Consider the following 25,593-nt stretch of genomic DNA (forward strand, 5'->3'; position numbering starts at 1 on the left):
TTTCTCTCCCACTCACTTCTTGGCGCCACCGATTTATAAAGACCGCTGAACGACCGAGGATATGCAGCACCGCTCAGGCGTTGGGTTATCGATGCTGCTCATGAGTCTCTGAATAAGGTAGACTGCTCTTATCGAATCAAGGACCGTATCGCTGGCTGTGGGTATTTCCGCAGTCACGTTAGCATTCTTCGGCGGTGGAGTACTCTCGGGGTACTTCGAACCGGAAGCGATCCCCGACGAAAAAATGAGCACTCTCTCGAGTCGTATCCTTGTCGCGATGCTCGTTGTCGGCGGGATGGCCGTTTTGTTGATACTTGCGCTGCAGTACCGTTGATCTATATCCGCAGTCCGTTGCGGCTACTGAAATCGTTCGGGGGGATACATACAGGTCGGCGAACAGAGACCCCGTATGGAATCTAACGGACTGCTCGTCACCCTCTGGATGATTGGCTCGTTCGCCGTCGGTGCGGTAGCGCTGTCACCACAAGACGGAGCAATCCTCTGTTTCTTGACCACGTTCGTAGTCTGGGCTTTGTTGAACTACAGGAGATGAAGAGTCGTGAACTCCATAGAACTGTGACACGGAGTGTCCCGTGAGGCACCCGTGGACAGCTTCAAAAACCAAGATGGAACCGATCAGGATCCACTAACCGCTCTATGACTTCGTGACGAAGAGCCATCCGCGAAGGAATCCGCCAGTGCGTGACGAATACAAACATCACGCAGCGCTCGCCTGAAAACGTTCGAACCAGCAAACCGCTAGCCTGTAGCGACCACGTATGGTGGTTATCCACAGTATGGATTCAATCACTCATTAAGTCAAAAACAAGAATATACAGTAGCCAACGCTCACAAGCACTATGATTCCGTATTCGTCCATCGGAGAGCTCGCGACGACGCTGTTGCAGTATCTGGCAGTCATCGGTGTTGTTGCCCTCGGATGTCTCCCATCACTCACGGTGTCGGACTTTCGTGCCCGACTCGATAGCTGGCCGACTGATCGATTCCCGGTGAACTATTTGCTATTGGTCGGTGTGATCGCACTCGGTCAGGGGGTCGCCATCGTTGTTGGCTGGCAGGTGCTTCATATCGGGTCCACGCAGAGCGATCCGCAGTTTCGAGAACTTCGACTTATCGCGGTGCTTATAGCATACCCGATAATCGTGTGGGGACTCGGAATCATAGGTGTTCGTCTGTATTGTTGGCAACGGTCGGTTGAGCAGTGGTTGACGCCTCGGACTATCGCTGGCCTCGGAGTCGCTGCTGGGATGTACATTGTAACGCTCATCGGAGCAGCGCTCGTCCTCTTTATTGCCGCGCTGTTTTTCGCGTTACCGACCTGACACCGCCGGTTCAGACTTCAAGATGGATCAGGGATGTCCGAGCATACGACCCCGTGACAGGAAGTGAACGGAATCGTGGTGGACAGGATCGATCCGAAACAGACTCCCCCGATATTCAACCACCGATTCTGCCGACTCGTTCGACGGTTCGGACGAGCGTGTCGGGATCGATCGAGGTTACGACGAGTGACTTCTCACCAGCCCGCTCGATCCGGATCGCCTGCTGCCCGTCGACGATGTAGCCGACAGGGCCGTCAAATCGAATGCCCCAGCGATAGAACGAGGGCTGGAATCGCACGCCGACACCACCGAAGTCGGTAATCGGAGATATTTCGGTGATGGTGATCGAATCCATTTCCTTGTAGGGAATCGTTCGCGCTCTGAGGTGGAACGGCCATAGACGCAACATCAGGTCGTTGTCGCGGGCTTCGATTCGCAGGTTCGCACGGTACAACAGGACGAATGGGCCGAACACGAGGGCGAGAACGAGTCCGATCCACATCTGGACGTTTGTTCCCGCATCGGCCTCGCTGAGAATGCTAACGCTACCCAACAGTGCGGCGGGGACGCCGCTGATAGTCAGGAGTGCCCACAGCCACGGCTGTCGGAAGTATTGAACTTCCTCGTAGTGCGTGGTCGGTGCCACACCGTCTTATTTGATGGAGATGGTAAAAAAATCGAGTCGGGTTGCTGGGAGGCGGGTAGCGGTCGTCGCGTGTGTAACGACGGTTACCTGTGCCGTGCAGCTCGTTTCCATACGACCAGTCACTTGGAGCTGATTCAGGATTTTCGCACCGCCGTCTCGAGAATACAGGCGCGGTAACAATTGGTGGGGTCGACGGCCGAGCCTCGAGCAGTGCGATCGGATCCGTTACCTCTACCACTACGGCGGCGATTGGCACTTCTACGCTATCCTGAAATCCGTCCTTGACGACGAGTCGGGCGATACAGAACCAGATGTCGCGAACAGGAGGGGCGAGCCAATCGATCAGTACAACCCATCGAGAGAGCGGCGTTTTTGAGCGAGTCGTGTTCAGCGTCTCGTAGTGGCACCAACTCGTGAGTCTCGCCGGAGTGTTTTTCAACGGATTGCCAACCGCCCATATGCTGATTGGCCAGTGTACGATGCGACGCCGCTGTACGAGCGAAACTCGCTTGACGGCTTGGAATCAGATATTCGGATAGTCTCGCAGACCTGGTTCAGACACGACCACCACGAATCGGTCGAGAACTTCATCTGCGCACTTCCGCTGGCGTATTTCAGAATTCGACGCACGCTGACCGCTACGCGGGGTCGACTCGCTACGGGATGGATACCCTCTTTCGCGTCTTCATCTTGAAAGAATGCCATGGGTGGGATCACGAAACAGCGCTGATCGAGTATCTCGAATGCCACCCAGCACTCTGCGAACAGTTGGGCTTAGAAAATGTCCCGAACCAGTCGACGCTGTGGCGCAGTTGGAACGAACGGTTCACTGCCGAGCTTCGCAGTACAGTCGAGACAGCTGCGCGGACCATCCTCATCAAAGCCCAGAACGCGGATGTCGCAGTCCCGCGAGCCAGAGCGACAGCTTCCATCTCACGGTGACGAAGAGGACGAATCAGACCCAGACGATCAAGCTATCCTCAACGAGGCGGCAACGATCACCGATCACGTCAGCCGCGTCGTTTTCCCGGCGTTCTCACTAAATCGTGGCGACGGATGTGCAATCCACGAGAACGCCTACTGGGACTTACAGACGTACCTCGGACTTCGCGACCGGCTGGCTGCGAACGAAGGGGCTCGCAGTTTCCTCTACGAGTCGACTCGGGATCGGACGCCGCTGGGCCGCCCATCGCGAGCAGATTCGAGACCTCTCGATTGAACAGGTTCGAGCGATGTACCAGCAGGCCGTCACTCGGCTCCTGAACGAAGTTGCGGAGACAGAGCAGTTCTTTCGAGCCGGGATCGTCGCGATCGACATTACCGAAGCTGATCCGTTCACCGGCGATAGAACGGGGCACGAAGACGAAATCATCGGGACGAAGGAGAAGACCGACGAGTATGCCTATCAGTGGGCGACGGTGCAGTTGGTCGGGAATGCTGTCCCGATTGTGCTGGACGCGCGCCCCGTCCGGAAGGGCGAGGCACGACTGGAAATCGTCGAGGATTTGCTGGATTCGGCTGAAGAGCTCGTTCACGTCGATAACGTGCTGATGGACCGGGAGTTCGATAGCCAGCACGTCCTGGAGATGATCAGCCAGCGCGGGCACTCCTACGTCGTTCCGAAGCGGATGCAGACCAGCGAGAAAGCCCAGGCCAAGCGATTGCTTCGACGTGATCAAGACCGCTACGAGACCGACCGGAAGCTCCACCTCGGCAAGAACGAATGGCACGAGACGACGCTGATCTACCGCCGGAAAGAAGACTCCGAGTACGACGACCACCGACAGTACTCGGTGTTCATGACGAATTGCGGGAGTGGGCACCTTACTGAGTACGGGTATCGATGGGAGATCGAGAGCGGCTACAGGTCGATAAAGCGGTTCATGGCGGCGACGACGTCGAAGAATTTCGAGCTCCGATTCTTCTACTTCGCATTCGCGTGTCTTTTGTACTCGATTTGGCGAGCGGTCGATTTGCTCGTCCAAGTCGAGTTGACGGGTGAGTACGAACACTCACCCATTGTGACGGCCGACAATACGCTCACGCTGCTGAAGAAGGAGACCGGAATCGGATAGAGAGAGACTCTGTCCGGGACAATACGGATTCCTGAGTGGCAACGCTGCCGGGTATCTTGGAAATTCACCGGTCTAGTTAGTAGTACGGCGTAGAAGACTATCGAGAGTAGATCCGAAGCAGCTTCGCCTCGAAAATTCGCCCGAAACCGTACATCACAGCCCCGCTAAACCCACTGTAGTCTCAACTTCCAACCTAGAATTTTCGATATAGCATCATACGATTTATTAACTAAATCTGAATCCCTAAAACACAGTATTTCTGCGTTAGAGGCTCTGTATCGTGTGTTTACCGAGTCACGGTTTCGAGAGTCGAGTGAGTACTCTTAGGTCGATAAGAGTACGTACTTTCAAGCAGGTGGCCGCCGTCTACCAAAGCGAATCCCGACTCCACCCGACATCCCAGGTATTCCCGCCCAGATAGCCCTCGAAGCACGGTTCCACGGAGGCGGTGAGTGAGATGAGTTCTTCTGGGAACGGCCAGGGCCACACGGACGGCCAGGATGATCGGCCGGTCGAGATCGCGGACGTCGTCGAGGATTACCTCACGGACAAGGGCAAAGGAGCGGAAGGAAAGAGTGGGACGTACCGCCGAGATGCAAAACGCGAACTCGACCGCTTTCTCACTTTCCTCGAAGATGAGCGCCCGCGTTCGCCTACGACATTCGAGGAGCTGACTATCCGGGATATCCGCCAATACGCTCGCCATCTCGCGACACAGGATTGGACTGAAAGCACGAAGCAGAACTATTACGCCCACATTTCGGCGTTCTGCGGATGGGCAGTACGCGAGGGATATCTCGACGAAAATCCGGCGTTAAAATCACGGGCGAAAGAGCCACTTCCAGAAGACGACGGACGGAAGACCGAGCGCCAACAGGCGTGGTCACCCGAGCAGCGAACGGCACTCCTGGAGTACGTCGACGAACAGGCACACGAAGCCATCGACGAAGTAGGTGAGAACCGCTACGAGGCGATCAAAGCGTGTCGCGACCGGGCGCTCGTCTATCTCCTGTGCTTCTCGGGCGTCCGCGGCGCGGAAGTCCTGGCGATGTCGCCGACGCCCGGCGCGGTCGCGACGGTCTCCGGTGGTCGGACGTTTCCCTCGAGGACAACACAATCACCGTCCTCGGGAAGAAGGGTGAATGGAGCGATAGGGCTGTCCCACCGTCTGCGATCCCGTCACTCGAACGCCTCCGGTCAGTACTGAACCCATCGAGTGACGACTGGCCCGTGTTCACGACGCTGTCGTATCCCACCCTTGTCGAGACGTTCAAAGACGAACTCGTTGAGCGGGACTATACGCGCAAAGAGGCTGAAAGTCTGCATCGCGAGCGGGTGAACGATGGGGACGTCTCGATGATCGAACTCTGTGTCGAGTACGATGTCGACCCTCCGGCGTTGACGACCCACAGCGCACGGCGGATTTTGCAGCGACTCACAGAGGACGCAGACATCGAGTTGGATGACGACAAACACGGCTATCTGGCGCCGCACGGCGCTCGTCGGGGAGCCGGCGAGGTGATGGTTCGGGAGTTCGGGTACACGGAGGCTGCACGACACCTGGATAACTCCGAGGAGGTTGTTCGTGAGCACTACTCACATATCGAGGCGAGTGAACGCGCTCAGATGGCTGAGACGGCGTTTCAGAATCAGCGACCAGCCAGAAAGATGTGCCCGACCAGGACTCCGACGGGTAGTACTCATCTATCCACTGTGCCCCAGTCGGTAGCGATCTTAATGTCTGTCATAGTAGTGCTAATATGTTGAATGTTCAAAATGTAGTTACCGTGAATAATGGAAATAGTGTAACAAATAGTACTAACAGCAATAGCCTTTTTAACGGTAATATCGCTAATAACGGTACTACTGACAATAGTAGTAATAATAGTAATACCGTATATACTGTTAGAATCGGTATTACCATTATTATTGTCGCATCAGAATAGGCCCTACATAGGTTAAAATGCCGAATTGGAGGAATAGAAGCAAATCGATAATAGCATTATTAACGGTAGTACCGTTCTGAACGGTAATCGTCTGACGAACAATTATAACGGTATGAATTCAATTTGAGGGTAGTTATGACCGACACCTACCCAGAAGTACTCGCCATCTCGTTTCAGAAGGGTGGCACTGGCAAGACATTCACCTCGTTGAACATTGCGGGCGGTCTTGCAGCTCGCGGTTTCAACGTGCTTGCCATCGACCTTGACCCACAGGGCACTCTCACCGCAAACCTTGGGAAGCGAGACCTCTACAAAGACCTGAACGCGCTCTCGCTAGATGAAATCCTTTTAGATCCGAAAAGTTGGGATAATGTGAACGACCTCATCCACACCGATCACGAAGAGTTCGATCTTATCCCCAGCAACCAGAGTTATAATGGAAATAAAACACCCCTAGACTCGGCTGATGCCGGCGAGAACCGATTGGGGCGACTCTTAGAACGACTTGAAGACGACTATCACTACGTTGTCTGTGATTGCCCACCGGATTTCTCACCATACGCGAAGAACGCGGTCACGGCCGGCGAGAAGATCGTCGTGCCGATGGAGCCGGAGACGGAGATGCCGCATTCGACAGATCTGTTGTTCGACCAATATGAGGTCCTTGGAATGATGCACGATCTCGAGATTCAGTATCTCGCATTCCTGATGACGGTTAACTCGACGAAGATGACCAACGAGAACAAGCGAATGGTCGAGTGGTTCAATGAAACTTTCGACGAGAAGGGCGTTATTACTGACCATCGAGCGGCGTTCGCGAGGGCCAAAAAGAGCCAGCAGTCAATCTACGCTCACCCAGAATCGCTCCGGAACGACGAAGTCGAACGATACGACGAACTCCTTCAATTGATTCTTAAGCAGACATCACCACCGACGCTCGGATTGGATGTTGAAGCGGCAAAGGCGATGACCGTCGAAGATATTCGCGCTGCGGCGGCCGACCAAGAGGTGGAAGCATGAGTGACGATCCCTCTGAAGACGACTTTGAGGCACAGATGAGCGATGTTTCAGAGCGGGCACAGAAGCTCGGAGTCTCCGGTTCGGACCCAAGCTCGAGTTCGGGCGCTGAATCGTTGCCCGAAAATACCACGGGTGACACTAAGGAGATAGCCGAAGTGGATTCTGATGATCCATCGGCTGCTCAGCAGGCAGTTGAACAAGAGTCACGCACGACTGGAGGACCTGATACCCACGAATACCCGAACCCAGATAGGGAGCTGGGAGCGCTTGCTGATGTCTATGTAAATAATAACGTATTCCTCTCACCCGAGGTCGTCGACGCCGTTGAGGGTCTCTGGGATGACATCGAGTATGAATGGAAGAAATCTCACGACACAGAACTCAACAAGAACTGGGACTTCTACATGGCCTGCTTCCGGGTCATCTTAGACAATCCCAATCTCATCCGTGACGAACTTGGTATGGACACTGAGGATTGACATCCACCCACGACTGAAGTCGTGGGATTCCTCTCGTGGGAGTCTCAGTCGTCTGAGTCCCCGAGAGCGATATTCCCGCGTGTAGCGGTACTCTGATTTGTGTACTCCTCGTTGGCTGTTGTCTCCACCGCGAGAGAGAGCGGGTTGTGGTGTTCCCGCCATTCGTGATTGTTCCACTTGAGGTACACGGGCCGTGCCATCAACCCTATTGTGTTGTTCTGCCGTCTCAGGAACGATTCCGAGGCAACGAGGTCAGCGTGTCCCTCGAATCCACACGGACACGTCAACGAATCCTCGTGACGAACTGTTTCTTTGCGCTCGCCGCACTCAGGACACTCTTGACTCGTCCGCCTCTGACGCCTCATTGACCGTGATTCCGTACTCTTCACACACGTCTTTGAGGCGGTTGATGAACCGGCGGTACGCCCAGAAATTGTGCGTCTTCTCGTTCACACGCGGCGACCAGTGCGTTGAGAGAACGCCTTTGATGTCTCCCACGTGCAGCGTCGAGACACCTTCGTCATATAGGCGTTCTACGAGGTCACGAACAAGGCTGTCTTGAGCGTGATTTCGCCGATTCGTGCGCTTGCGGTACAAGCGGTCGATGCGTTTACTCGACTCACATTGGGTTTCGAGTAGAGAATCCATGAAAATCCCGCACCTATGTCCCTGGAGCGTGAACAAGGTGCTAGGGGCTGGCTGAGGCCGATAACAATCCAGTGCATCAAGCACGTGGTTAGAGAATGGTCCTAGGCCGTGACAAGACGCGGAAACTTGTGCCAGAGAGCACGCATAGGAGGATTTCCTGTTCACGCCACAGCCCTCGCGGAGGCGTCATATGTACCTCGGAATAGACACCCACACCCGATACTCGCAGGTTGCCGTCGTCGACGGCGACGGCAACCTGCACGACGAGATTCGCTTGCCAAACGACCGGCTTGGTGAACTCGCCGAACAGTACGCCGGTGGCGAAGCTGCAATCGAAGCGTCCGGCCACTATCGCCCGGTGTACGAGATGCTCGACGAGCATCTCGACGTCACGCTCGTTAATCCATCAAAGAACCGGCTCATCGCCGATGCGACGGTCAAGACCGATCGCATCGACGCCAAACGGCTCGCGCACATGCTTCGGGCGGACATGCTCGCCGAGAGTTACGTCCCGTCGGACGAGATCCGCACCTTGCGGGATCTCGTCCGAACGAGGAAGTCGCTCGTCGAAGAGCGGACAGCTGAGAAAAACCGCGTCAGAGCTGTCCTCAAGCGCACCGACAACGCCTACGACAGCGAGCTGTTCGGTCCAACTGGGCGAGAGTTCCTGGCGGAACTCTCGCTCAGCGATGCCAATCGGACGATTGTTGAGGCTCACCTCTCCGTGATCGACGAGTACGACGAGCAGATCGAGCGGTTGGAAGAGAAGATCGAACAGAAGGTCCTGGAATCGCCAGCAGCCCAGCGGCTGCTGTCGATTCCGGGTGTCGGGCAATCGACTGCTGCGTTAATCGTCGCAGAGATCGGTGAGATCGATCGGTTTGACCGGGACGAAGAGCTGGTGAGTTACGCCGGCCTCGATCCGATGGTTCACCAATCAGGTGACACAGACGTCCACGGAAGCATCAGCAAAGAGGGCTCAGCGCCCCTGCGCTGGGCCCTCGTCCAGTGTGCCCACGTGGCTGTCCGCTACGACGACTACCTCGGCAACTTCTACACCCGGTTGAAACGACGGAAGAACCACCAAATCGCGATCGTTGCAACGGCTCGGAAGTTACTGGTCTCGATCTTCTACATGCTGAAGCGACGGGAACCATACGATCCGCCGGAGGTGAGTGCCTGAGCGATCGGTCCGATCGCTCAGGCATAGCACGGCCTGTTCTCGTCCAGACAGCTACTGCTCCCGCAATCACGTTCTCCCCACCTGCCGGACGATCAGTCATCTGTATCTGGCTGCCGTCTGGTGATTCTTGACAGCTGTTCGGGTGAACCGGTGGCTCACCCGAACAATTATTGTCCGAGACTCGTGATTTGGCGGTGCGGGATTTTCATAGGAGATTGGTAGTGCGCTATTTGTTCCGTGGTTTCTCGGAACTGTTCGAACAGGTCACGCCCTTCGTACAGGAGTTGTTGACCGGTCGTAGTCGTGCAGGCGGCGAGGTTGTTCGCGCCAACGTCCAGAGCGGCTTCTTCCGAAGCCAGTAGTGAATCCAGTCGAGAATCGTCGATGGCAACTGGTTGATAAGCCCTGAAAGTGTCTGCGAGTTCGTCATACACGAGTTCGAGTCGGCCCTGCTCGCCGTCCCACTTCGGGTCGCCAGCAATCTCAACGCGAAGGCGCTGATTCCGGTTCAACCCAAGTTCGTCTTTGAGTTCGGAACCAATCTGCTGTGTTGAATAGATGCTGAGTCACGGTCACAGCGGCTCACACAGCGGTTCTATGTTGATGATGGCAAACATCAAGACAATCTCACGGAACTGTCGATACCAGCCCAGCGCTCGCACGGTATCGCCGAGCGAGCGCTTTGTTGTCGAGTAGGATGTTTCGGCCATCCACCGCTGAGAGTAGCCCTTTCCCCGGTTCAGAGCGTTTTTCGCGGCTGCGTTCGCTGACGAGCCGCGATAATGAACGAGGTAATCGATGTCGTGTGCGGCGATCTCGTACTCAGTGTGCCAGTCTTGGAAGCCGTTGTCGGCGGCGACGGACTGCAGGTCGTCCGCGTTTCGGCGGACGACCTGCGGTCCCGTATTCGTGTCGTGCTTCCACCGAGCTGCGATGTGAACGTCAAGAACAGCCAGCGATTCCACATCAGTCAATGTCGTCACTTTTAGCGTCTGTATCGTCCGTCCTGCCCGCTGACGAAAGTACGAGGACGCACGTCGCCGGTCGAAGAACGTGCTGTCGAGCGCAGCGTGGCCGGACTGCGGGTGCTGCTGCGCAGAAACGCGCAGCAGCGCCCGCCACACCCACATTTTCAGCCGGTCAAAAGATTTGTAGATCGTGCTGTAATCCGGCAGGTCGTCCCGATCTAGGCCGAGGGCGTCACGAACCTCAGTCAAGTACTTCAACCGATTCGGCGTTTCACGGTAGCTGTGGCCTTCTTCGAGCCGAAAGCAGTGCAGAACAACGTGGACCCAGCGGGCGAACCCGCCGCTGGCGGGCTCGCCCGCGTGCTTCCCCAACGCTTGTTTAGCTGGTCACGACACTGCTCAACGAAGTCGAGGAGGTCGACTTCCATAGGCAAGAATCGAATTCCTCGGCTTCATCCTTCTAAACCCGTGATATCGGCTGAATAGATCGCTCTTCAACAGAGCAAACCAATCGGGATTTCGAGACGGGAGCGGTTCCCGTACTCAATGGTGTACTGGTCGTTGCGAACGTACGTGCGAAGCACTCGTCCGTCTTCTTCGTTCCCCCAGTACCCCGGTGGCGACGGTTTCTCATCGAGTTTCCCAGCGTGGAATTTCTCGTTACTACTGAAGAACGACCGCCACGATTCCGAGTTTTTGCGGATGATTTGCTGGGCAACCGAACTGCTGAGAACGCCTTTGTACTTGCCTTCGAGACTGCCGGTGTCGGCGTCCCAGACGCTTTCATCGTCTTCGAGGAAGGCTTGGCGGCGAGCATAATTGGTCTCGTTCCAGAGACTTGCAGAAGCGTCCAACCAGCGAACGAACACCTCGCGCTCTTTCGCAGAGCGAGGATGAACGTCAAACTGGTTGGTTCGCTTCATCACAATATCTTACGAAATGCTGGTTTGTAAAGGCAGGTATTAGCGTGGGAGACTCAAGCCTGCTACCGAACGTGGATGGTGTGGTGGGATGTCGGATTCATCCCACGACTAAAGTCGTGGGCTTTCTCCTTGATTTTCTGTAATCTCAGCGTTCTCTCCTGGCCAATAATATCACTTGGTTATGTGTTCGGTATATCGGTGTGAACACTCATATTGGTAACAGTGGTAGTAACGTTAGTATGGTTAATACCGTAGATAGCGCAAACAACTAGGCGGCCGGTGACTTAGAGACTTCGCGAATCGATATCAAGATCTCGGGTTGTAGAGGTGGCGATAGGCATCCTAAGTGAGTCCCACAAACATCAACCGATCTCGTCGATTCTCCCCTGGAACAGCCTATCGGCTGTCGATTAGGCCAAAGGATATACCATGTGAGTCAGTATATTCAACTCCGACAGGACTACGACACCCGGTCAGGAACGTCTGCGCGGATGAGTGACAGGTTCGCTCCCGTTAGAATGGGAGTGGCCTTTGTCACTCAGGCACTTCTTGGAGGGTGTTCCCCTGTGGCCGACGCTTTTGGAGGAGCACAGGCCACTACGCAGCAGACGTCTCCGGTAAGTGTCGTAGTTTTGAACCGGTTAACATGGTTTAACCGAGGTCTGGCAATGGTATACTACTCTCGTCAAGATTGTATCCCTCTGAAATGCCGACCTCCAGGAGAACCTCGACAAGGAACTCGATGTCATGAATCTCTTGGTCAAGCTGTGTGCGCTCGAGTTCGCGAGCGAGGAGGGCATCGAGAAGGTACTGTTTGAGAATAGTGGCCTCTGCTGACCGAACCGCGTGAATTTCTTCGTCGGTCAACGCTGATTGAGTAGTAGTGGGAAGCTTCCCATCAGGTCTGGGGACGAGGCCGGCTTGAATGTCAGTACGAACGCGCCTGTAGTGTTTACAGCCACTTTCCGGTGGCTCATCGGGGCACGTACAGGTTCGTTGGAGTACGTCGACCTCGTAGATACCCCCGGACGCCGATCGAACCTCGTAGATGCCACCCTGTCGGAGCAACGAGACGTCCATCTCCTGAGTCTGTGCCCGGCCCTCACGTCGGATTGCGGCGTTCTCAATAGACGGTGTCGATTCTTCTACTGGGTTGGAATCGGATGCTGCTGTTACCATCGGGATATCGGTCTCCATGGGACGACGACACGTCGAGATGCTGTACACGACTGGCAGGTTCCTCTGGTGTCGCCCCTCTACACTCTCGGGGAGACATAAAATCGGCCAAGTAAAACTGTGCGTTTGATTGGCGGAGGGTATATCCTACGTTACAACCTCATTGTGTCATTGTGACTATTGCGTAGGACTACTGGCATCTGCGACGAACGAGCGGTTTTACAGTTTGCAAACGGGAATTAGAGCTCATCCCACATAGGTGGATCAAATGATGAGGCGATCTCCTTGTCTGGCTCACTCCCGAGGTCATGGATATACGCAAGCAACTCTTCCGGTGGCGACATCGCTGAGACCGTCTCGGCTTCATCAACGGGCACGATGTCTCCTTCATGTCCGCCTTCCATCTCCTGTTCTTGACTCTGTTCTCCGGGCAGGATCTCGCCGTTCTCCTCGTAGATGCCGTCGATTCGGTCAGTGAGATAGCGGATGATACCCGCTCTGTCACGGTTTGCCCGCTCGTGCTCGAGGTATCGTTCAACGGTCGCGGCCTCTTCCATCATCCTAATTGCGGGCGTGATGACCCGCGTATTTCGAGTGTCGAGCAGTTTCTCGGGCGGGAGCTGTTCGAGGAGCGATTCATCGTGACTCATGCTTGACCAGGGAGTGCAGGTGGCTCGGAGCGGTTCCACGCATCGAGATGGGAACAAATGTCTGCAACGACGTATTCGATCGCTTCGGTCGTCGACGAATCGACGGGAGGTGTCTCGACGATTACAGCGAGTTCCAGGGCGTCCTCGAATCGGATGAGTGGGTGTGCGTCGTAGAGTGCTTTGACGACGGCCTTCGCAAGTGTGTCTCCATCGAGGGATCTGGGATCGTCGATAGCGTCTCGGGCGACGGCAGTGAGATGGTGCACACGGCGGGTGGCGGCGATACTGGCGTCGATGTCGCTGCTGGTGGAGATGCGCTGTGCGGTCGTGATAGTGTTCATCGGAATGAATCCCTCCACCGAAGCGAGGGACGACAAACGAGGAGTGGTGAGCCAGCCCTACGTTACATTATTAATACGAAGGTAGCGTAGGATAACGCATGCCCGAACCTGACCCCGACGCTGGCGCTCCCACCAGCCCTGAAGAAAGGGGCGCAGAGATGCCTACACCCCCGGAAGGGCTGGCAAAGCGCGTATGGGAGCCCCTGCAGGCACAGACAGTGTACGATCTAGAGCGAGTCATCGACTACTGCGAGGAACTTATCGAGCACAAGGAACGGCCGGTGTCTCCGAGTGAGACGGCCGGAGAGGGTGAAGTCGCAGACAAGAAACCACCGCAGAACCTCTCTCATGAGGAGCAGCGTGCAGCGAAAGAGGAGCTCGAAGAGATGAGTACGGACGAGATGAAGGAACTCTCAGAGGATGAACTGACCCGGTATGGACACGTCCAGATACGGAAGCTCCCGTGTGGGCCAGGATGCGATGGTTGCCCCCATGGACCGTACACTTACATCGTCTATCGAGATAGCCGAGGGGAGGTGACCTCGAAGTATGCGGGGAAGGCTGATGGGGTGTAGCACCATCGCCGTACGGAACCCACGGAAGACGAGAATCCTATAGAATCACCCGTGGTTTGCAGTCTCGACGACGCACCCGGAATCACGACACGCGGCGAGCCACCCATTCTGGTAGCCGATCCCCGCAAGGTCGTCGAATGGAAACCGGATCGTCACGTCCTTAGGGGTGACGTCGGGAAGTTGTACACGGAGCGCGTTGCCGTCCTGGTCGGCGGCCTCAAGATAGCCACTCCCAGCGAGTGCGTAAAGTTCCCAGACGATGTCCCGACCGTCCTTGGTCGTCTCGGGCCACTCCACATTAGAGAGCGCCGTGCGGACGTCCTCGACCCACTGAGCGGTGTCCACATCGTCGTCGGTGATGGCGACGTCGTAATCGTCGATGACGCGGTCGGGATCAAGCAGTCCGAATTTCGCAGAAAGGATCCACCAGCGAGCACAGAGTGTCTCAGCGAAATCGCGCTTGAGGCCGAAGTATGTCGAACGGTATTTTTCGCGAGCAGGAAGCAAGCCGTCGTGTTTCGCGTCGCCACACCCGACGAGGGCAGTTCGGCGAACGAGGAGATCACTTCGATCACTATCCTCACGGCCTCCACCGTCAGTCTGAATCGTCTCGATTGTGGTCTGTCTCGTTGGCATCTGTCGTCTCGGAGCGGCGTGAGTCACCCCCGCCACGAACCTGTGTGCATCAGTCGGTGAGATTTTGACACCCGTTAGGGATGAATCGGCCTCTGCGGGCCACTCAACGTCATAGATAATCGGGTGACTGTGATAGTAACCGTGATTCGTTTGACAGGGGAGTGAGAATTAGTAGTGGACGTCGACGGGCGTCAGGTAGAACGAGGTCTCGTCGTTCCCTGTATCATCGGTCGCAATCTCGTCGAGAAGTTGATCGAATTCGGCTTGGCTCCGAATTGCGGTTCCGTATTCGTTGTAGAGGTAGTAGACCGGGCCGGCGTATTCACCGACAGAGTACATCGCATACCGGACGTCGATTGAGTAGGAGTCGATGAACTCCTCTTCGCTTCGGGCGGGGGCGAGAGGGTTCCACGGTTCGACGTCGGCTTCAATACGGGGGCTTTCGAGGAGTTCCTCGTCGGTGTACTCTTCAGAATCCCTTGCGGATGACAGCCATTCGTCGAGCAAGTTCGCGAGTGGTTGATACCCAGGCGCCCTCGAGAAGATCGTTCCCGACCTCGGAGTCGGCACGAGCGGAGCCCTCTTCACGGAAGATGTCAGGGAGTGACTCGCTCCAGCGACCACCATCGGTCATGAGTGTGCCGTAGTCGAACGTCGGGTAGAGCGGCGCGTCAACGCCCTCAAAGAGGGCGTGGGCGATGCCGGTCGCGTCTTCGGCGTCGTAGGCTTCGCAGACGACTCTGATGAGCATGTGCATGATGAATTTGGTCAGGGGTAGAGGGCGAACGCAGTATCGTCGGCGTCGGTGCCGAATATTGTGCCAGGAGCGTTCCCTTCGGGATCAGCCGACGGGTAGAGGATCGTCCCGGACTCGAGTTCGAGAACGACCGTCGATTGCCAATCATGGGCTTGCCAGCCTTCGCGTTCAATTTCTTCGCTGGTCATTTCACGAACGTCGGCGATGCGCTGTCCGGCGATATTGTCGTCTGTGGTGGATTCCATTTTGAGTGGGCCTCCACCGCGTGGGGGCCCGACAAACGAGCACGAGTTAGTCCGCCGCGTCCTCGTTCTCGTTTGGCGAGTGCTGCACGGGAATCTCGAATATGATGTGACTCTCCGTATCCGTGGTGAGTTCGTCCACCTCGGTCCAGGTGTACCAGGCTTCTTCGAGGAGATCGGTTCGGTTGGGTGTCTCGGAGATGGCGTAGACCGAGGCGCTAATGCCTTCGGTGGCGAAGCGAATATCGACGGTGAGTTGGTCGGTGTCATCAGGTGAGACACCCATCTGACGGGTTTTGCTATCCGGGACATCGTCACTGCCGCTGTCCTGGTCGTCGAGATCGCCCCGGTAGCGGTGGGGGAGAACGTGGTCGGGGATATCGTTCTGCTCGATCACCGCGTCCTCCCGCTCATCGAGTGTCTCCGTCAGGTCCGTGAGCTTCTCCTCGGCTGTCTCGATTGCGGTCTTCTTCCGGGCGTAGGTCTCATCCATGAAGTGGTACTTCCGGGTGTCGTCGTAGAAACGGATGCCCTCCGACCGCTCCCGTCGCTTGGTCCCCAGTATACCGTAGCCCGCCAGATAGTCAGTCCGATACTCGGCATGGGTGTCACTCACGGTCTGCTCCCGGAGCCGAAAGCGCCCGATTGTTTCAGGCCAGTCGATATCTTCCTGCTCGGCCTGCTGTTCGGCCCGGTCGCGCTCCTCGGCCCGAACCTCCTTGATGTGCGGAACGAGTTCGTCGAGCGCGTCCTGGGCGCTCTCGTGGAACTGCCCGCTCCCGTCCCGCCGGGTCCCCACCGGGTCGAAGTATTCGATGTCCCACTCACCGGCGCCGGATGAGACGTCGTCGTCCCGAAGCCACATTTCGGCCAAGTAGCCGTCCGGATGCTCAACGAGGATCGAGGGCTCTTGCTCGGCGTCCTCGTGCTCATCGACGATTGTCCAGTGTTCGGGAACGTCCAGAGAGTCAACGATCTCCTCCATGACCGTCTGTTCGGTCACACTCTCGACGCCCTCGAGCTCATCGACGTCGCCGCCGGCATCCTCGATTGCCTGGGCATTGACGTTGATGGGGAGACCGTGGCGGGTGATTCCACGGGCCTTTAATTTCGGTATCGTTGTCCGGATCGATTTGGCCGAAGCGTCCCCGATTCCCGGCCACTCCGATAGGTCCTCGGTGTTATCTTCGACTTTCAGGACGTGACTGGCACCCGAACCCATCTCTTTGATCGAGTTGGCGACGTTTCCAGTGACTTCGAAGGCTCGAGTGATCGTGGAGGGGGTCCATGAGCCGTTGGCCAGCGCATCGAGCGCACTCTCCCGAGTTCCACCATCGAGGTATTCCGGGTCCTCGGTCGCCTGGCTGCCGGTGAGATCCGTCTGCCCCTCGATCACCTCGGAAGCGAGGCTGGCCTGCTCGCCGGGGTTAGCAGGCGGGTCGCACACGTCGTTTCGGTTGTCGACGAACTCGTCACTCCTGTCCACGACCTCTCCAGTGGAGTTCGTCGAATTGTTGCTACTCGCGTCGGTCGGCGGTGGTGAGGGCATTCTGTGGGCCTCCGCCGTGCGGGGGCCGGACAAATCGAGCCCTACGCAACATACGGACACCGACAGTTCGCACCGTAACGTAGGACCGGGCGACCGTTACGGCCGCTCGTCCACGACCTCGTCCCAGAGCCCTTCGTGGTATTCGACGTAGTTGCGCTCGGTCTGTGTCCGATATGCGAAAGTGCGCCCGTCTTCGTAGGTGACGATAATGGCCTGCTCGATGGGATAGTGGCCATCTTCGTCCTCGTAGTCCACTAGTTCTGCCCACTCATCGGGTGACCCAAGCGGATCGGGATCGCTGAGATCCCCTCCGTTGGCAACCCAGATCGGGTCATCCGGTTCTTTGACGGCGGGCTCGAGGCGTTCGATTGGCGTCTTCCCCTCGGCGGGCCACACTCCACGTTCCTCCCAGAATGCTCGCATCTCACGGAGGCTTCGACGGACAGTCCCACGGATGGTGAGGAAGTCAGCGTCTTGCCACCCGTCGCGTGACCAGGATTCGCCTTTGTAGGCGATACCCTGCGGGCCGTTCCAATCGAGACCGATGATGTCCGCAGGCGGGTCCGCTGTGAGATTCGGTTGGGTGAGCTCCTGGATGACGCGCCATTGCTTCGTCGGGCTGGCTCCAAGGAGATGCACACGGTGACCGCGCCAGTTGGCGATATCCGAGAAGTGCCACGCTTTGATGTTTGAACGCCCCATCGCGTATCCGAGGACGAGCGATTCCCCGGGGATATCAGCGTTGGCGACGATATCGATGGCCTCGCGACACTTCGGGACGATGATGATGGTCGCGTCTGGGTAGTCGGATTTGAGTTCGCGGGCGGCGTCGACAAACGTGTGTGCTTCCTCAGGAGTGCGGGCATCGCCAACGACACCGATTTCGGGCTCAACCTCACGGAAGCGGGTGAGATACCGATCGAGGTCGGGCCGATTGAAATCGTTGTCGGCGTGAGGATCGGGACGTCAACGTTGCGGAGATGGCTATCCTGAATCCGACAGTCCTCGCGAGCGCCGGTAACGAATCCGAGGGCGTATGCCTCAGTCGCAAACGGGGCTCGATGAAGGAACCCGATGTACTCGGCACGACGAGCGACTTCGATAGGGAGCGCGTCCTCTTCGCGTTCTCGTTCGGTGTTGCTGTCGGCCTCGATCTCGGACCGGTGGTCGGAATGCTCGCCTCCCGATGCCTGGTGTCTGTCCTCGAGTGTGTCAAGAGTCGCCGGCGAGAGGTACGTGGAGAGGTCGAGTTGGCCGTGGCCGATGCTCTCGACTGAACTGGTATTGGAACTCACCATAGGAAGTGGCCGTCAGGATGGTCAGCTGGCGGCGCACGGCTCCGCCGCCGACAAAAACTGGCGGACGAAACCTCGCCTACGCGGAAGACACAGAAGGGGAGCTCGACGACGAGGATGCTCGTTCGGATGGCTCCACGGATGGGTCACGAAGATGGTCGTAGTCGATCTCGAGGCCAGCGATTCCCTCGACTGCGGCGGTCGCGACGTTCCCGGTGAGGCAGTTCTCGACAGTCGCGTAGCCGTGGAGCCGAGCCCACTCACAGGCGTCGGCGATGAGTCCCCGAAGCACGTTCACCGGGTAAGCGAGGGCGTCGGTCTGGACGCTCGCAGTGGACAGCGTGACGGCTTCGGTGTTGTCCCGGGTGTTCTGCTCCCCGGAGTGGTCTCGAAGGCAGAGTACGGCAACCAGGGAGTCTTCTGGCGTCCGGTAGGCGAAGCACGCGACGAGCGGTGCGGTGTCGTCAGATTCGCCACAGTCGTACTCATCGAGGAACGCCTGGGCGTCGGTGGTGAGGGTGGTTTCTCGACGAGCCGGGTGCTCCTCGCGGGTCTGGACAAGTTCACCCTGGGCGACCGTGCGGGGAGAGGCACATGCGGGTCTGACTGGTGTGTTCTGGTCGGTGAGGCGGGCCTGATCGGGACTGACGCGACCGGCGGGCCGTCGGGCCTCGATCGAATGACTGGCGAGGACGTATCTGTAGCGACACTTCCGGTACGTTCCACCCCCGGCGCGGCCCTCACGAGAGTGCCATTCACTCCGGTCAGCTATCGTCGTCCCGAGGAGCTCGAACCCAGCGGCCTGATACATGGTTCCCTCGTTGCCGTTCTGGACACCGGCGTACGTGAGCAGGCGATCGTATCCTTCGAGGCGACTCCGCACAGCAGCGTGAGAGGAGCCACGATCCGGTATTCGCGGGCCGGTCGGGATGGGCAGCGAAGCGATACAGTTCGACCGTCCGACCGTCGGCGTTGTGTCGCCCCCGCGGGCGTCCGAGGACCGCCATCGCAACCTCTCGGTCCTGGTAGGTGGCAGTGAGTGCGATTCGGAAGGGCGTGGTCACTGGGTCGTGCTGATACGCGACGTCGGGGTGCTTCAGGAAGCCGTTGACACGCTCACGGACTCTGGACCCACGCTCAGCGCGGAGCGATAGGTGCCCCGTTGACGACGCACCACCGGGCGAGACGAGACGGGGGTCACAGTCGCGGTATGTCCGATAGGCGTGGTAGGCGGCAAGGGAGTCGAATTCCGTCTCGAGTATGACGATCTCCCCGGAGTCGATCATCGCATCGGTCTCGTCTTGGTTGGGGAGGCGACCGATACTAAGTGGGCCCCCTGGCGGGACGTACCAGTTGAAGGATCCGATGGAGTCGTCCCCAATGCATCGCCCGATAGCGTTGAGGTAGGGGAACGCGATGATGTCGCCGGCGCGAAGCGGCCGTATCACTCTGGACGAGGGGTGGTGACGAGTACTCACGGGAAAGGAGAGGCGTTAGGCGGATGCCCAGCCAAAGAACAGGTACGTGTCTTCTTCGACGTGAATACATCCAGCAGGGCCCCACTTGCTGTCGATTCGAGAGTCCTGTTCGTCGATAAGCTGGCTGGCGTACTCGGCGGGGTCGGTGTCGCCTACTTCGTCGTCGGGAATACGGGTGAACGAGGTTTTCTCCGCGATGGTCCCGGTGTATCCACCTTGGCCGTAGTGGTACTGGGCGTCCTCGACGGCGTCGCTAAACGCGCTCTTGGCGTCCTCGCCGTTCGCTCGGGTGAAAAACGTGTGAGCGCCCATCAGCGGTCTCCCTCTAATTCGTCTTCACTGAGGTGAACCGCCTCGGCGTCGTCTGGAACAAGTTCCTCATAGGTTCGGAATTCCTGGCAATCGACACAGAAGACTCCGTTCTCACCGATATCGGAGTCGGTGATGGGGCCATTCTTTGTCACTTCGACATCGATATGTCCGTTCGCAAAGCGATGCACAGCTCCGAACTGTACTTGATGGATGATCCACGAGAACCGTCCGTTTCCACAATCTGGACAGACAAGCAACTCCGATTCGGAGTTCATCTAACGACCTCGTATATTCGCCGGTTTGTACTGCGGCTGGTGGTTGCCATCTTGTTTGGACTCCTCCACCGTCTCGGGGGCCACAAACAGGGTAAAATCGATCTCGTATGTGAAAGGAGTCATAGAATCGTTCACAGCCGATTTACTGCGGTGCAAGCGGTAGAAAATGTTGAATCATATATGATTACAGAAGCCGCTGCAAGATACAGAGGACGGGTTCCGCACGCAATCTTGAATACAGGACACAGAGTGAGATGCTACATGAACAACAACATTTCGCTTGACGGACGGACAATGGTCGGAGTCACGAATACTGACGACGGAGAGGTGAGCGGGGACACGAAGTTCCATTTTGAACAGGACGGTGAACGAATCTACGCCCACTACGAGGGTGGTGATGTGGTGGATGGACACCTTGTTGGAACTGTTGAGGGCAACCATTGGGACATCCGATACACACAGATTAACCGGAACCACGAGACTGCAACGGGCCACTCTGTCGGGGTCATCGAAGTTCTAGAAGATGGCCGCCTGCGAGTTGAGGATGAGTGGAAATGGGAATCACAGAGAGGCAGCGGTGAAACGGTACTCGAAGAAGTCAAATAAGGTAGCACTGAGTGTGCAATGATACAGCGCGCGTATCTTGCACGCGAGTCTTGACAAGACTTGGATAGACAGAGAGCGCGGAGCTTTCTATGACAGGCTCTCTCGTAATCAACCGTCAGTAGTAGGATGTACACTCAGGGTGAATGCTGGGACGATCCATAGCTCCTCGTCAGTACTGCCGTACTCGGGCTGAGTATAGTCGCTGGGATCATCAGGGACGGTGTAGCTGTCGATAAGGTCTATGAACTGCCCGGCGCGGCAGATTGCGGTTCCGTCCTCGTCGTAGAGGTAGATGTCAGGTTCGGGTTCGAAGTCAACTTCAGGGCCTTCAGAGAGGTGATCACCCCAGTTGGTGCGGTTGTGGGCTTTATTAAATAGTTCGAGGCCGCGTTCGCTCGCGACGGGGACGGCTTCAGGGAGTGCGCCCCAGCCGATGTTGAAGGAACGGATATCTGATTCGTCGGCTTCGTGGAGGAGCTCGAAAGTTACACCGTCGTAGCCGGCGGGCGTCTTGGGGGCGTTCTCTCGAGCGTCGAACGCGAGGGTGGCTTTGACGATCGCTTCAGAGCGCGATTTCGCGGGTACGACGGCGAACGCGAGATCGTCGATGCGTTTCTCGTAGGTCACGGAGACGTCGTCGTAGATGGGTCCATAGGGATTCCCCGATTCGAGCTCCTTGTCGCGCTCACATTCCTTGCAGAGGGCCCGATCGGGATCGACGGGGCGATCACACTGGGTACATCGCGGGGCTTCGTCGACGAAGAATTCGCCGGCGTCATTGGGGCTGTAATGCTCGTCTTCAAAAGATGTGTCTCCGAAGTCGTCCTTGCCGTAGAATCTCCGGTCGTCGTCCCAAGGGCTTTCGGCGGTCATGGAGGGCTTCCTTACCCCTTCATAGATTGCCCTCTCGTATAAACGAGCGCGAGCATCAGTGACGATCTAGTAGCAAAGGGGGGTTTCACCGAGAGGCTGCGAGAGATGTGTCCTGATCACAAGAATCGGCCTGTTGGCGGCGCTGGTCGGCCTTGAACATGAAGCGGGCGCTGGCTTGGTCCCCGCCGAGGGTGCGCTGATCGACGGCGGTATCCGCAAACAGCGTCCCCTGGAGGCCGGATGCGTCCTCGGGAACCGTCTTCTCACCGTTCTGAGCACGGATAGCGGAGAGAGAACGATTGTCGACGAACTCGTCGGAGCCGCCGGTCTCGATTCGTGAGGCTCGCTCCCGGGTATCAACGTTGACTCCGTGGTGAAAGAGCGTGGTCTCGAAGGGTTCGTCATCAAGGGCAAGCAAACCGGCCCCGTCGATGGTCTTCGTCTCGGTATTTTCGGGGTCATCTTGAGCTTCGTCTTCATGTTCAGTTGTCACGAAGACAGACTGGTGATGCACAATGAACGAGCGGTGTCGGTTCAGTACGCTGGCGCTGGTGTCGGTATCAGTACTCATAGATTGTAGTTCCTGTAGGAACGGGTGATTCGACTGATATGATTCTCACGTCGTGCGGATTAGTGGGGTTGGTGAGGCAGGCGATCCCCGCACCGCGTCCGGGGGCGACAAACGAGTAGGCCGTGGGCAGGCCGGTCTTGGATTTATATTGATGAGTTTAGCCATGACGGACCACTATATCCCAAATTCCATCGTGTCTGTAGAATCAAACTCGCCGAGGTTCTCGTTCCCGTTGAGGAGGATGATACGAAGCGTGTCGAAGTCTCCATCGAGGCTCCCCGTCACCGTAACAGGCCCGTACCAATACCCCTCTTCGTCGCGAACCTCACTCTCGGAGCAGGCAGGGTCGTGGCTGTACGCGAGGTAGATCGTCGCGGTGGGCCCCCTAACATAGAGATGATTGACGCCAAAGTATCCGCACTTGTTTCTGTAGTGGAAGCCGCCCTCTGCCGTGAACGCACCGTCGCCGTCGACGGTGAGCTCTAGCCCATCCACCCGGTGCATCGTGTGGGGCGGGCTCACGACCCAGTCCTCGATGGTCGAATTGTGGACGGCAACGTCGGCGAGTTTCTTCCCAGGCTCGGGATCGTCGTAATGCGGATTCCAGTCGTTCGTGGCGGGCGAGGTGATCGGCCCGACATAGACGCGGTCAATTGGGTCGAAGCGTTCAGGATATCTGGTGTACGAAGGGGGGATGTCGCCAGGCATCACGCCGGGACCGTTCGGCAGTCCACCAGGTCTATCGTCGTCAGGGTCAGGCTCGGACGTTGGTTCGGGGGTTCCGTCGCTGGTGTCGGGTTGGTTCGTCGTCGTGGACGTTCGAGCAGGAGTCTGCCCACCACCGCTCCCGAGTCCGTCTTCGTCAGTCGCGTTCTGCTCGCTGTTGACGGGTTCTGCGCCGAAGACGCCGAGACATCCGGCGAGGCTGGCGAGGCCAACTGTCCCAATACCGCCGAGAACAGTCCGACGGGTTACTCGTCGAGTGCTACCGGGAGTGACTGCTTTCGATTGGGAGAGCGGATCTTGAGGGGTAATCATAGAGGGCGGTCCCGCTTCTACACCTGTTCACGTTCGTCGTCGGACAGTTCTCCTTCTCGTGCTCGTTTCGCTCGGAGCTGTCGAGCCTCACATTCGGTGAGGGCTTCTTCTGGGACACTGAGATAATCGAGCGCCCACTCTTCGACCTCAGGGAGCGTCATCGGGTGAGGGAGTTCGTGATGCCCGACGGGGCGGGCGAGGAATGAGCCATCATCGTCGCGAAGGTCCTCATCATAGTACCCGAGAAAGTATCGCTCGAGGCCGTTCACCCCTGGACCATCCATGATGGTAATCATGGTGAAAGAGTCCGCCTCGAACTCTGATTCGAGGCTGAGGGTCGGATATTTGGAGGTGATATTCACAGGTACAGTAGGACGGGTCTGCTCATAAGTGAGACTGAATCACATCAAATGTGGCGGCTACAGTTCTTTCAGAAGGTATGGCTCGTCTGTCTCGACGCCGTCGGTGTCGTCCACACAGAACTGCCTGTTCCATAGGTTGAACTGGAGTTGCTCGCAGAATCGACACCAGGCGGTATTTTCCTCGTATGGATGCCGATTCGGGTCGATTAGGTTCCCACAGATACACTCAACCAACGGGTCGGCAACGTCAGGACGGCCCGGCTTCCCGGCAGCGAACGCGCTGAGGGGGACGACTCGCAAGCGCCCGGGTTCGGTTGCTGCGTCTGCCGACTCGTCGGCGTAGGCAGCTGCGATGAGTGCGTCGACGACATCGCCGTAGTCCGTACGCTTGGAGAGTGCGAATCCAGGCGGGGACGCGGTCGGCCCACTCAGGGTCAGTCACACGAGCGTGAGCGGCCTTCGACTGCCACGACGTCGTATCGGCCGAATCGAGTGCCCAGAGGGTCTCGGCGTCCTCGAGAACGGTCTTCGAGATCCCGAAGCCGTGGAGCGCATACTTCGAGGGGATAGCGTCGCGCAACTCCTGAATGATCGCACGAACTTCACTGGGTTTGTTCGGGCGAAGAATTGACCCGATGCCAAGCGTTGGTGAGGCGAGGCCGTGCTCTTTGAGGTAGTCGAACGACCACAGATACTCTTCGATGTCGTGCCCCTGCAAGACGGCAACGGGTTCGGCGGTGAGACCGGCTTCCTCCGCAGCTTCCAGGCAGTAGACGTGGTCGCGTATTGACCACTCCTGGTGGGTGCGGATATCCCGGTCGGCGTCGCGAAGAAGATCGAGGGCACACGCCCAATCCCGGAGCGTGTACTTTTCGATTTGATCGTCGTACTCGCTCAAGTAGGCAACATAGTCGTCAATGCTCGTCGGGTAATGGTTGAACTTCTTCTGAACGCTGTACCCGCCGGAATCGATGAACCAGTTCGGCCCCTCGAAAGGGCGATTGTCCCGGCGAGCGTAGGATATCATCGCGTATCCAGGGTGTGGGATGGCGTTGAGGTCGACACCAGCAGCGAGAAGCGCTTCCAGATCGTCGAGATCGAGTGCGTCGGGATTTGTGGCGGCAAGTGCAGCCGTCCCGATGGCTTTTCGCGATGATCCGGACCCGACCGTGTAGTGGAACTTGAACCGCTCACTCTCCTGTACTCCGGGCGATAGCGATTCACCGTGAGAAGGCGATCGCTGACCGGGACTGGCGGGTGCTTCTGAGGACATCGTCTCTGATCTCGCGCACCCTCCAGCGAGCGACAAACGGAGGCAGTCGGGTGGCTTGGCGACCGAGCAATTCGGGGTTAACGAGATGCACAGTTTGTCGCGTATTGAATCGGAGTCGAAATCTCAGCTATTTGATTCGTCCAGGAGTTCGATGGTGACGACCGCCTCAAGATGATGCCACAGTAGACCAGACCGAAACGTCTCAGTAAGGGTTGTTGTACAATCACAGCGTGTCATAGAATTAGTCTCAGCCGGTTAGCAGGACTGCGCACTGAGCGACAAAGGAACTACTAGACACGATTGATATCTAAAGTGGTATGCAAGATATAGAGCGTGGGCTCAGCGTAGGAACG

The 25,593-nt window shown here is 57.3% G+C and carries 26 protein-coding genes and 6 pseudogenes; 11 read left to right on the forward strand and 21 right to left on the reverse strand.

Annotation, left to right across the window (positions count from 1 at the left end; translation table 11 throughout):
• Nucleotides 1-157 precede the first annotated feature (157 nt).
• Together RJT37_RS20235 and RJT37_RS20240 are read left to right on the forward strand one after the other, a co-directional pair.
• The gene (locus tag RJT37_RS20235; protein WP_313690521.1) at nt 158-334 is read left to right on the forward strand and encodes a hypothetical protein; all 177 of its coding nucleotides are present in this window, start codon (nt 158-160) and stop codon (nt 332-334) included.
• 526 nt (nt 335-860) lie between these two features.
• Nucleotides 861-1,343 (forward strand): hypothetical protein, encoded by a 483-nt coding sequence (locus RJT37_RS20240; RefSeq protein WP_313690523.1) that lies wholly within the window; start codon nt 861-863, stop codon nt 1,341-1,343.
• Nucleotides 1,344-1,458: 115 nt separating this feature from the next.
• Here the strand turns inward: RJT37_RS20240 and RJT37_RS20245 are convergent, their stop codons facing one another.
• On the reverse strand, nt 1,459-1,989 hold the full coding sequence (locus tag RJT37_RS20245) for a hypothetical protein (RefSeq protein ID WP_313690525.1): 531 nt from the start codon (nt 1,987-1,989) through the stop codon (nt 1,459-1,461).
• 400 nt (nt 1,990-2,389) lie between these two features.
• On the opposite strand from RJT37_RS20245, the pseudogene RJT37_RS20250 reads away from it, so the two are divergent.
• The 5 genes and pseudogenes from RJT37_RS20250 to RJT37_RS20270 all read left to right on the forward strand — a co-directional run bounded on the left by RJT37_RS20250 (nt 2,390) and on the right by RJT37_RS20270 (nt 7,509).
• A pseudogene (locus RJT37_RS20250) lies at nt 2,390-4,064 on the forward strand (transposase).
• Nucleotides 4,065-4,521: 457 nt separating this feature from the next.
• Complete coding sequence (locus RJT37_RS20255) at nt 4,522-5,271, forward strand: tyrosine-type recombinase/integrase (RefSeq protein ID WP_313690528.1); 750 nt, start codon at nt 4,522-4,524, stop codon at nt 5,269-5,271.
• A gap of 23 nt (nt 5,272-5,294) precedes the next feature.
• Complete coding sequence (locus tag RJT37_RS20260; RefSeq protein WP_313690530.1) at nt 5,295-5,831, forward strand: hypothetical protein; 537 nt, start codon at nt 5,295-5,297, stop codon at nt 5,829-5,831.
• A 314-nt stretch (nt 5,832-6,145) separates the two neighbouring features.
• Nucleotides 6,146-7,030, forward strand: coding sequence for a ParA family protein (locus RJT37_RS20265; protein WP_123124699.1), 885 nt, complete (start codon nt 6,146-6,148; stop codon nt 7,028-7,030).
• A complete protein-coding gene (locus RJT37_RS20270; RefSeq protein WP_313690537.1) occupies nt 7,027-7,509 on the forward strand; it encodes a hypothetical protein in 483 nt (160 codons plus the stop codon). Before RJT37_RS20265 ends, RJT37_RS20270 begins: the two co-directional genes overlap by 4 nt.
• Nucleotides 7,510-7,553: 44 nt before the next feature.
• Here RJT37_RS20270 and RJT37_RS20275 read toward each other — a convergent pair.
• Nucleotides 7,554-8,127, reverse strand: a pseudogene (locus RJT37_RS20275) (zinc ribbon domain-containing protein); the annotation flags it as partial.
• Between the two features lie 220 nt (nt 8,128-8,347).
• On the opposite strand from RJT37_RS20275, the gene RJT37_RS20280 reads away from it, so the two are divergent.
• Nucleotides 8,348-9,340, forward strand: a complete 993-nt coding sequence (locus RJT37_RS20280) for an IS110 family RNA-guided transposase (protein WP_311174185.1) — start codon at nt 8,348-8,350, stop codon at nt 9,338-9,340.
• Nucleotides 9,341-9,543: 203 nt separating this feature from the next.
• On the opposite strand, the pseudogene RJT37_RS20285 reads toward RJT37_RS20280, so the two are convergent.
• The 6 genes and pseudogenes from RJT37_RS20285 to RJT37_RS20310 all read right to left on the reverse strand — a co-directional run.
• Nucleotides 9,544-9,882, reverse strand: a pseudogene (locus tag RJT37_RS20285) (transposase); the annotation flags it as partial.
• A gap of 30 nt (nt 9,883-9,912) precedes the next feature.
• A pseudogene (locus tag RJT37_RS20290) lies at nt 9,913-10,736 on the reverse strand (IS5 family transposase).
• Nucleotides 10,737-10,814: 78 nt separating this feature from the next.
• Nucleotides 10,815-11,231, reverse strand: a pseudogene (locus RJT37_RS20295) (IS200/IS605 family transposon protein TnpB); the annotation flags it as partial.
• Nucleotides 11,232-11,882: 651 nt separating this feature from the next.
• Nucleotides 11,883-12,428 (reverse strand): hypothetical protein, encoded by a 546-nt coding sequence (locus RJT37_RS20300; RefSeq protein WP_313690542.1) that lies wholly within the window; start codon nt 12,426-12,428, stop codon nt 11,883-11,885.
• Between the two features lie 218 nt (nt 12,429-12,646).
• Complete coding sequence (locus RJT37_RS20305; protein ID WP_313690543.1) at nt 12,647-13,057, reverse strand: DUF8129 domain-containing protein; 411 nt, start codon at nt 13,055-13,057, stop codon at nt 12,647-12,649.
• Nucleotides 13,054-13,398, reverse strand: coding sequence for a hypothetical protein (locus tag RJT37_RS20310; protein WP_123124695.1), 345 nt, complete (start codon nt 13,396-13,398; stop codon nt 13,054-13,056). The genes RJT37_RS20305 and RJT37_RS20310 overlap by 4 nt, the downstream gene beginning before the upstream one ends.
• Before the next feature lie 98 nt (nt 13,399-13,496).
• Between RJT37_RS20310 and RJT37_RS20315 the strand changes: the two genes are divergently transcribed.
• Nucleotides 13,497-13,973: a DUF6788 family protein gene (locus tag RJT37_RS20315; protein ID WP_313690545.1), complete on the forward strand. Its 477-nt coding sequence runs from the start codon at nt 13,497-13,499 to the stop codon at nt 13,971-13,973.
• 45 nt (nt 13,974-14,018) lie between these two features.
• Here RJT37_RS20315 and RJT37_RS20320 read toward each other — a convergent pair whose 3' ends face one another.
• The 6 genes and pseudogenes from RJT37_RS20320 to RJT37_RS20345 all read right to left on the reverse strand — a co-directional run.
• Complete coding sequence (locus RJT37_RS20320; RefSeq protein ID WP_313690546.1) at nt 14,019-14,609, reverse strand: DUF6884 domain-containing protein; 591 nt, start codon at nt 14,607-14,609, stop codon at nt 14,019-14,021.
• A gap of 168 nt (nt 14,610-14,777) precedes the next feature.
• Nucleotides 14,778-15,116 (reverse strand): DUF7995 family protein, encoded by a 339-nt coding sequence (locus tag RJT37_RS20325; RefSeq protein ID WP_313690547.1) that lies wholly within the window; start codon nt 15,114-15,116, stop codon nt 14,778-14,780.
• A complete protein-coding gene (locus RJT37_RS20330) occupies nt 15,079-15,360 on the reverse strand; it encodes a hypothetical protein (protein WP_313690548.1) in 282 nt (93 codons plus the stop codon). The genes RJT37_RS20325 and RJT37_RS20330 overlap by 38 nt, the downstream gene beginning before the upstream one ends.
• Before the next feature lie 17 nt (nt 15,361-15,377).
• On the reverse strand, nt 15,378-15,611 hold the full coding sequence (locus tag RJT37_RS20335) for a hypothetical protein (protein ID WP_123124691.1): 234 nt from the start codon (nt 15,609-15,611) through the stop codon (nt 15,378-15,380).
• A gap of 46 nt (nt 15,612-15,657) precedes the next feature.
• A complete protein-coding gene (locus RJT37_RS20340) occupies nt 15,658-17,157 on the reverse strand; it encodes a hypothetical protein (RefSeq protein WP_313690549.1) in 1,500 nt (499 codons plus the stop codon).
• A gap of 96 nt (nt 17,158-17,253) precedes the next feature.
• Nucleotides 17,254-18,045: pseudogene (locus tag RJT37_RS20345) on the reverse strand (DUF6610 family protein); the annotation flags it as partial.
• A gap of 92 nt (nt 18,046-18,137) precedes the next feature.
• On the opposite strand from RJT37_RS20345, the gene RJT37_RS20350 reads away from it, so the two are divergent.
• A complete protein-coding gene (locus RJT37_RS20350; protein ID WP_313690550.1) occupies nt 18,138-18,434 on the forward strand; it encodes a hypothetical protein in 297 nt (98 codons plus the stop codon).
• 97 nt (nt 18,435-18,531) lie between these two features.
• Here RJT37_RS20350 and RJT37_RS20355 read toward each other — a convergent pair whose 3' ends face one another.
• Nucleotides 18,532-19,335 (reverse strand): hypothetical protein, encoded by an 804-nt coding sequence (locus RJT37_RS20355; RefSeq protein WP_313690551.1) that lies wholly within the window; start codon nt 19,333-19,335, stop codon nt 18,532-18,534.
• Between the two features lie 610 nt (nt 19,336-19,945).
• Nucleotides 19,946-20,242 (reverse strand): hypothetical protein, encoded by a 297-nt coding sequence (locus tag RJT37_RS20360; RefSeq protein ID WP_114450749.1) that lies wholly within the window; start codon nt 20,240-20,242, stop codon nt 19,946-19,948.
• 32 nt (nt 20,243-20,274) lie between these two features.
• Between RJT37_RS20360 and RJT37_RS20365 the strand changes: the two genes are divergently transcribed.
• A complete protein-coding gene (locus tag RJT37_RS20365; RefSeq protein WP_313690553.1) occupies nt 20,275-21,123 on the forward strand; it encodes an avidin-fold protein in 849 nt (282 codons plus the stop codon).
• A 108-nt stretch (nt 21,124-21,231) separates the two neighbouring features.
• Here RJT37_RS20365 and RJT37_RS20370 read toward each other — a convergent pair whose 3' ends face one another.
• From RJT37_RS20370 to RJT37_RS20390, 5 genes are all read right to left on the reverse strand, one after another.
• On the reverse strand, nt 21,232-21,996 hold the full coding sequence (locus tag RJT37_RS20370; RefSeq protein ID WP_313690554.1) for a hypothetical protein: 765 nt from the start codon (nt 21,994-21,996) through the stop codon (nt 21,232-21,234).
• 85 nt (nt 21,997-22,081) lie between these two features.
• A complete protein-coding gene (locus RJT37_RS20375) occupies nt 22,082-22,567 on the reverse strand; it encodes a hypothetical protein (RefSeq protein ID WP_313690556.1) in 486 nt (161 codons plus the stop codon).
• A 174-nt stretch (nt 22,568-22,741) separates the two neighbouring features.
• Entirely contained in the window at nt 22,742-23,275 is a 534-nt protein-coding gene (locus RJT37_RS20380) for a hypothetical protein (protein ID WP_313690557.1), read from the reverse strand.
• 347 nt (nt 23,276-23,622) lie between these two features.
• On the reverse strand, nt 23,623-23,901 hold the full coding sequence (locus RJT37_RS20385) for a hypothetical protein (RefSeq protein ID WP_313690558.1): 279 nt from the start codon (nt 23,899-23,901) through the stop codon (nt 23,623-23,625).
• Nucleotides 23,902-24,214: 313 nt separating this feature from the next.
• Nucleotides 24,215-25,240, reverse strand: a complete 1,026-nt coding sequence (locus tag RJT37_RS20390) for a deazapurine DNA modification protein DpdA family protein (protein WP_313690559.1) — start codon at nt 25,238-25,240, stop codon at nt 24,215-24,217.
• Between the last annotated feature and the right edge of the window lie 353 nt (nt 25,241-25,593).

The organism is Halobellus marinus (assembly GCF_032113415.1).
Lineage (GTDB): Archaea > Halobacteriota > Halobacteria > Halobacteriales > Haloferacaceae > Haloquadratum > Haloquadratum marinus.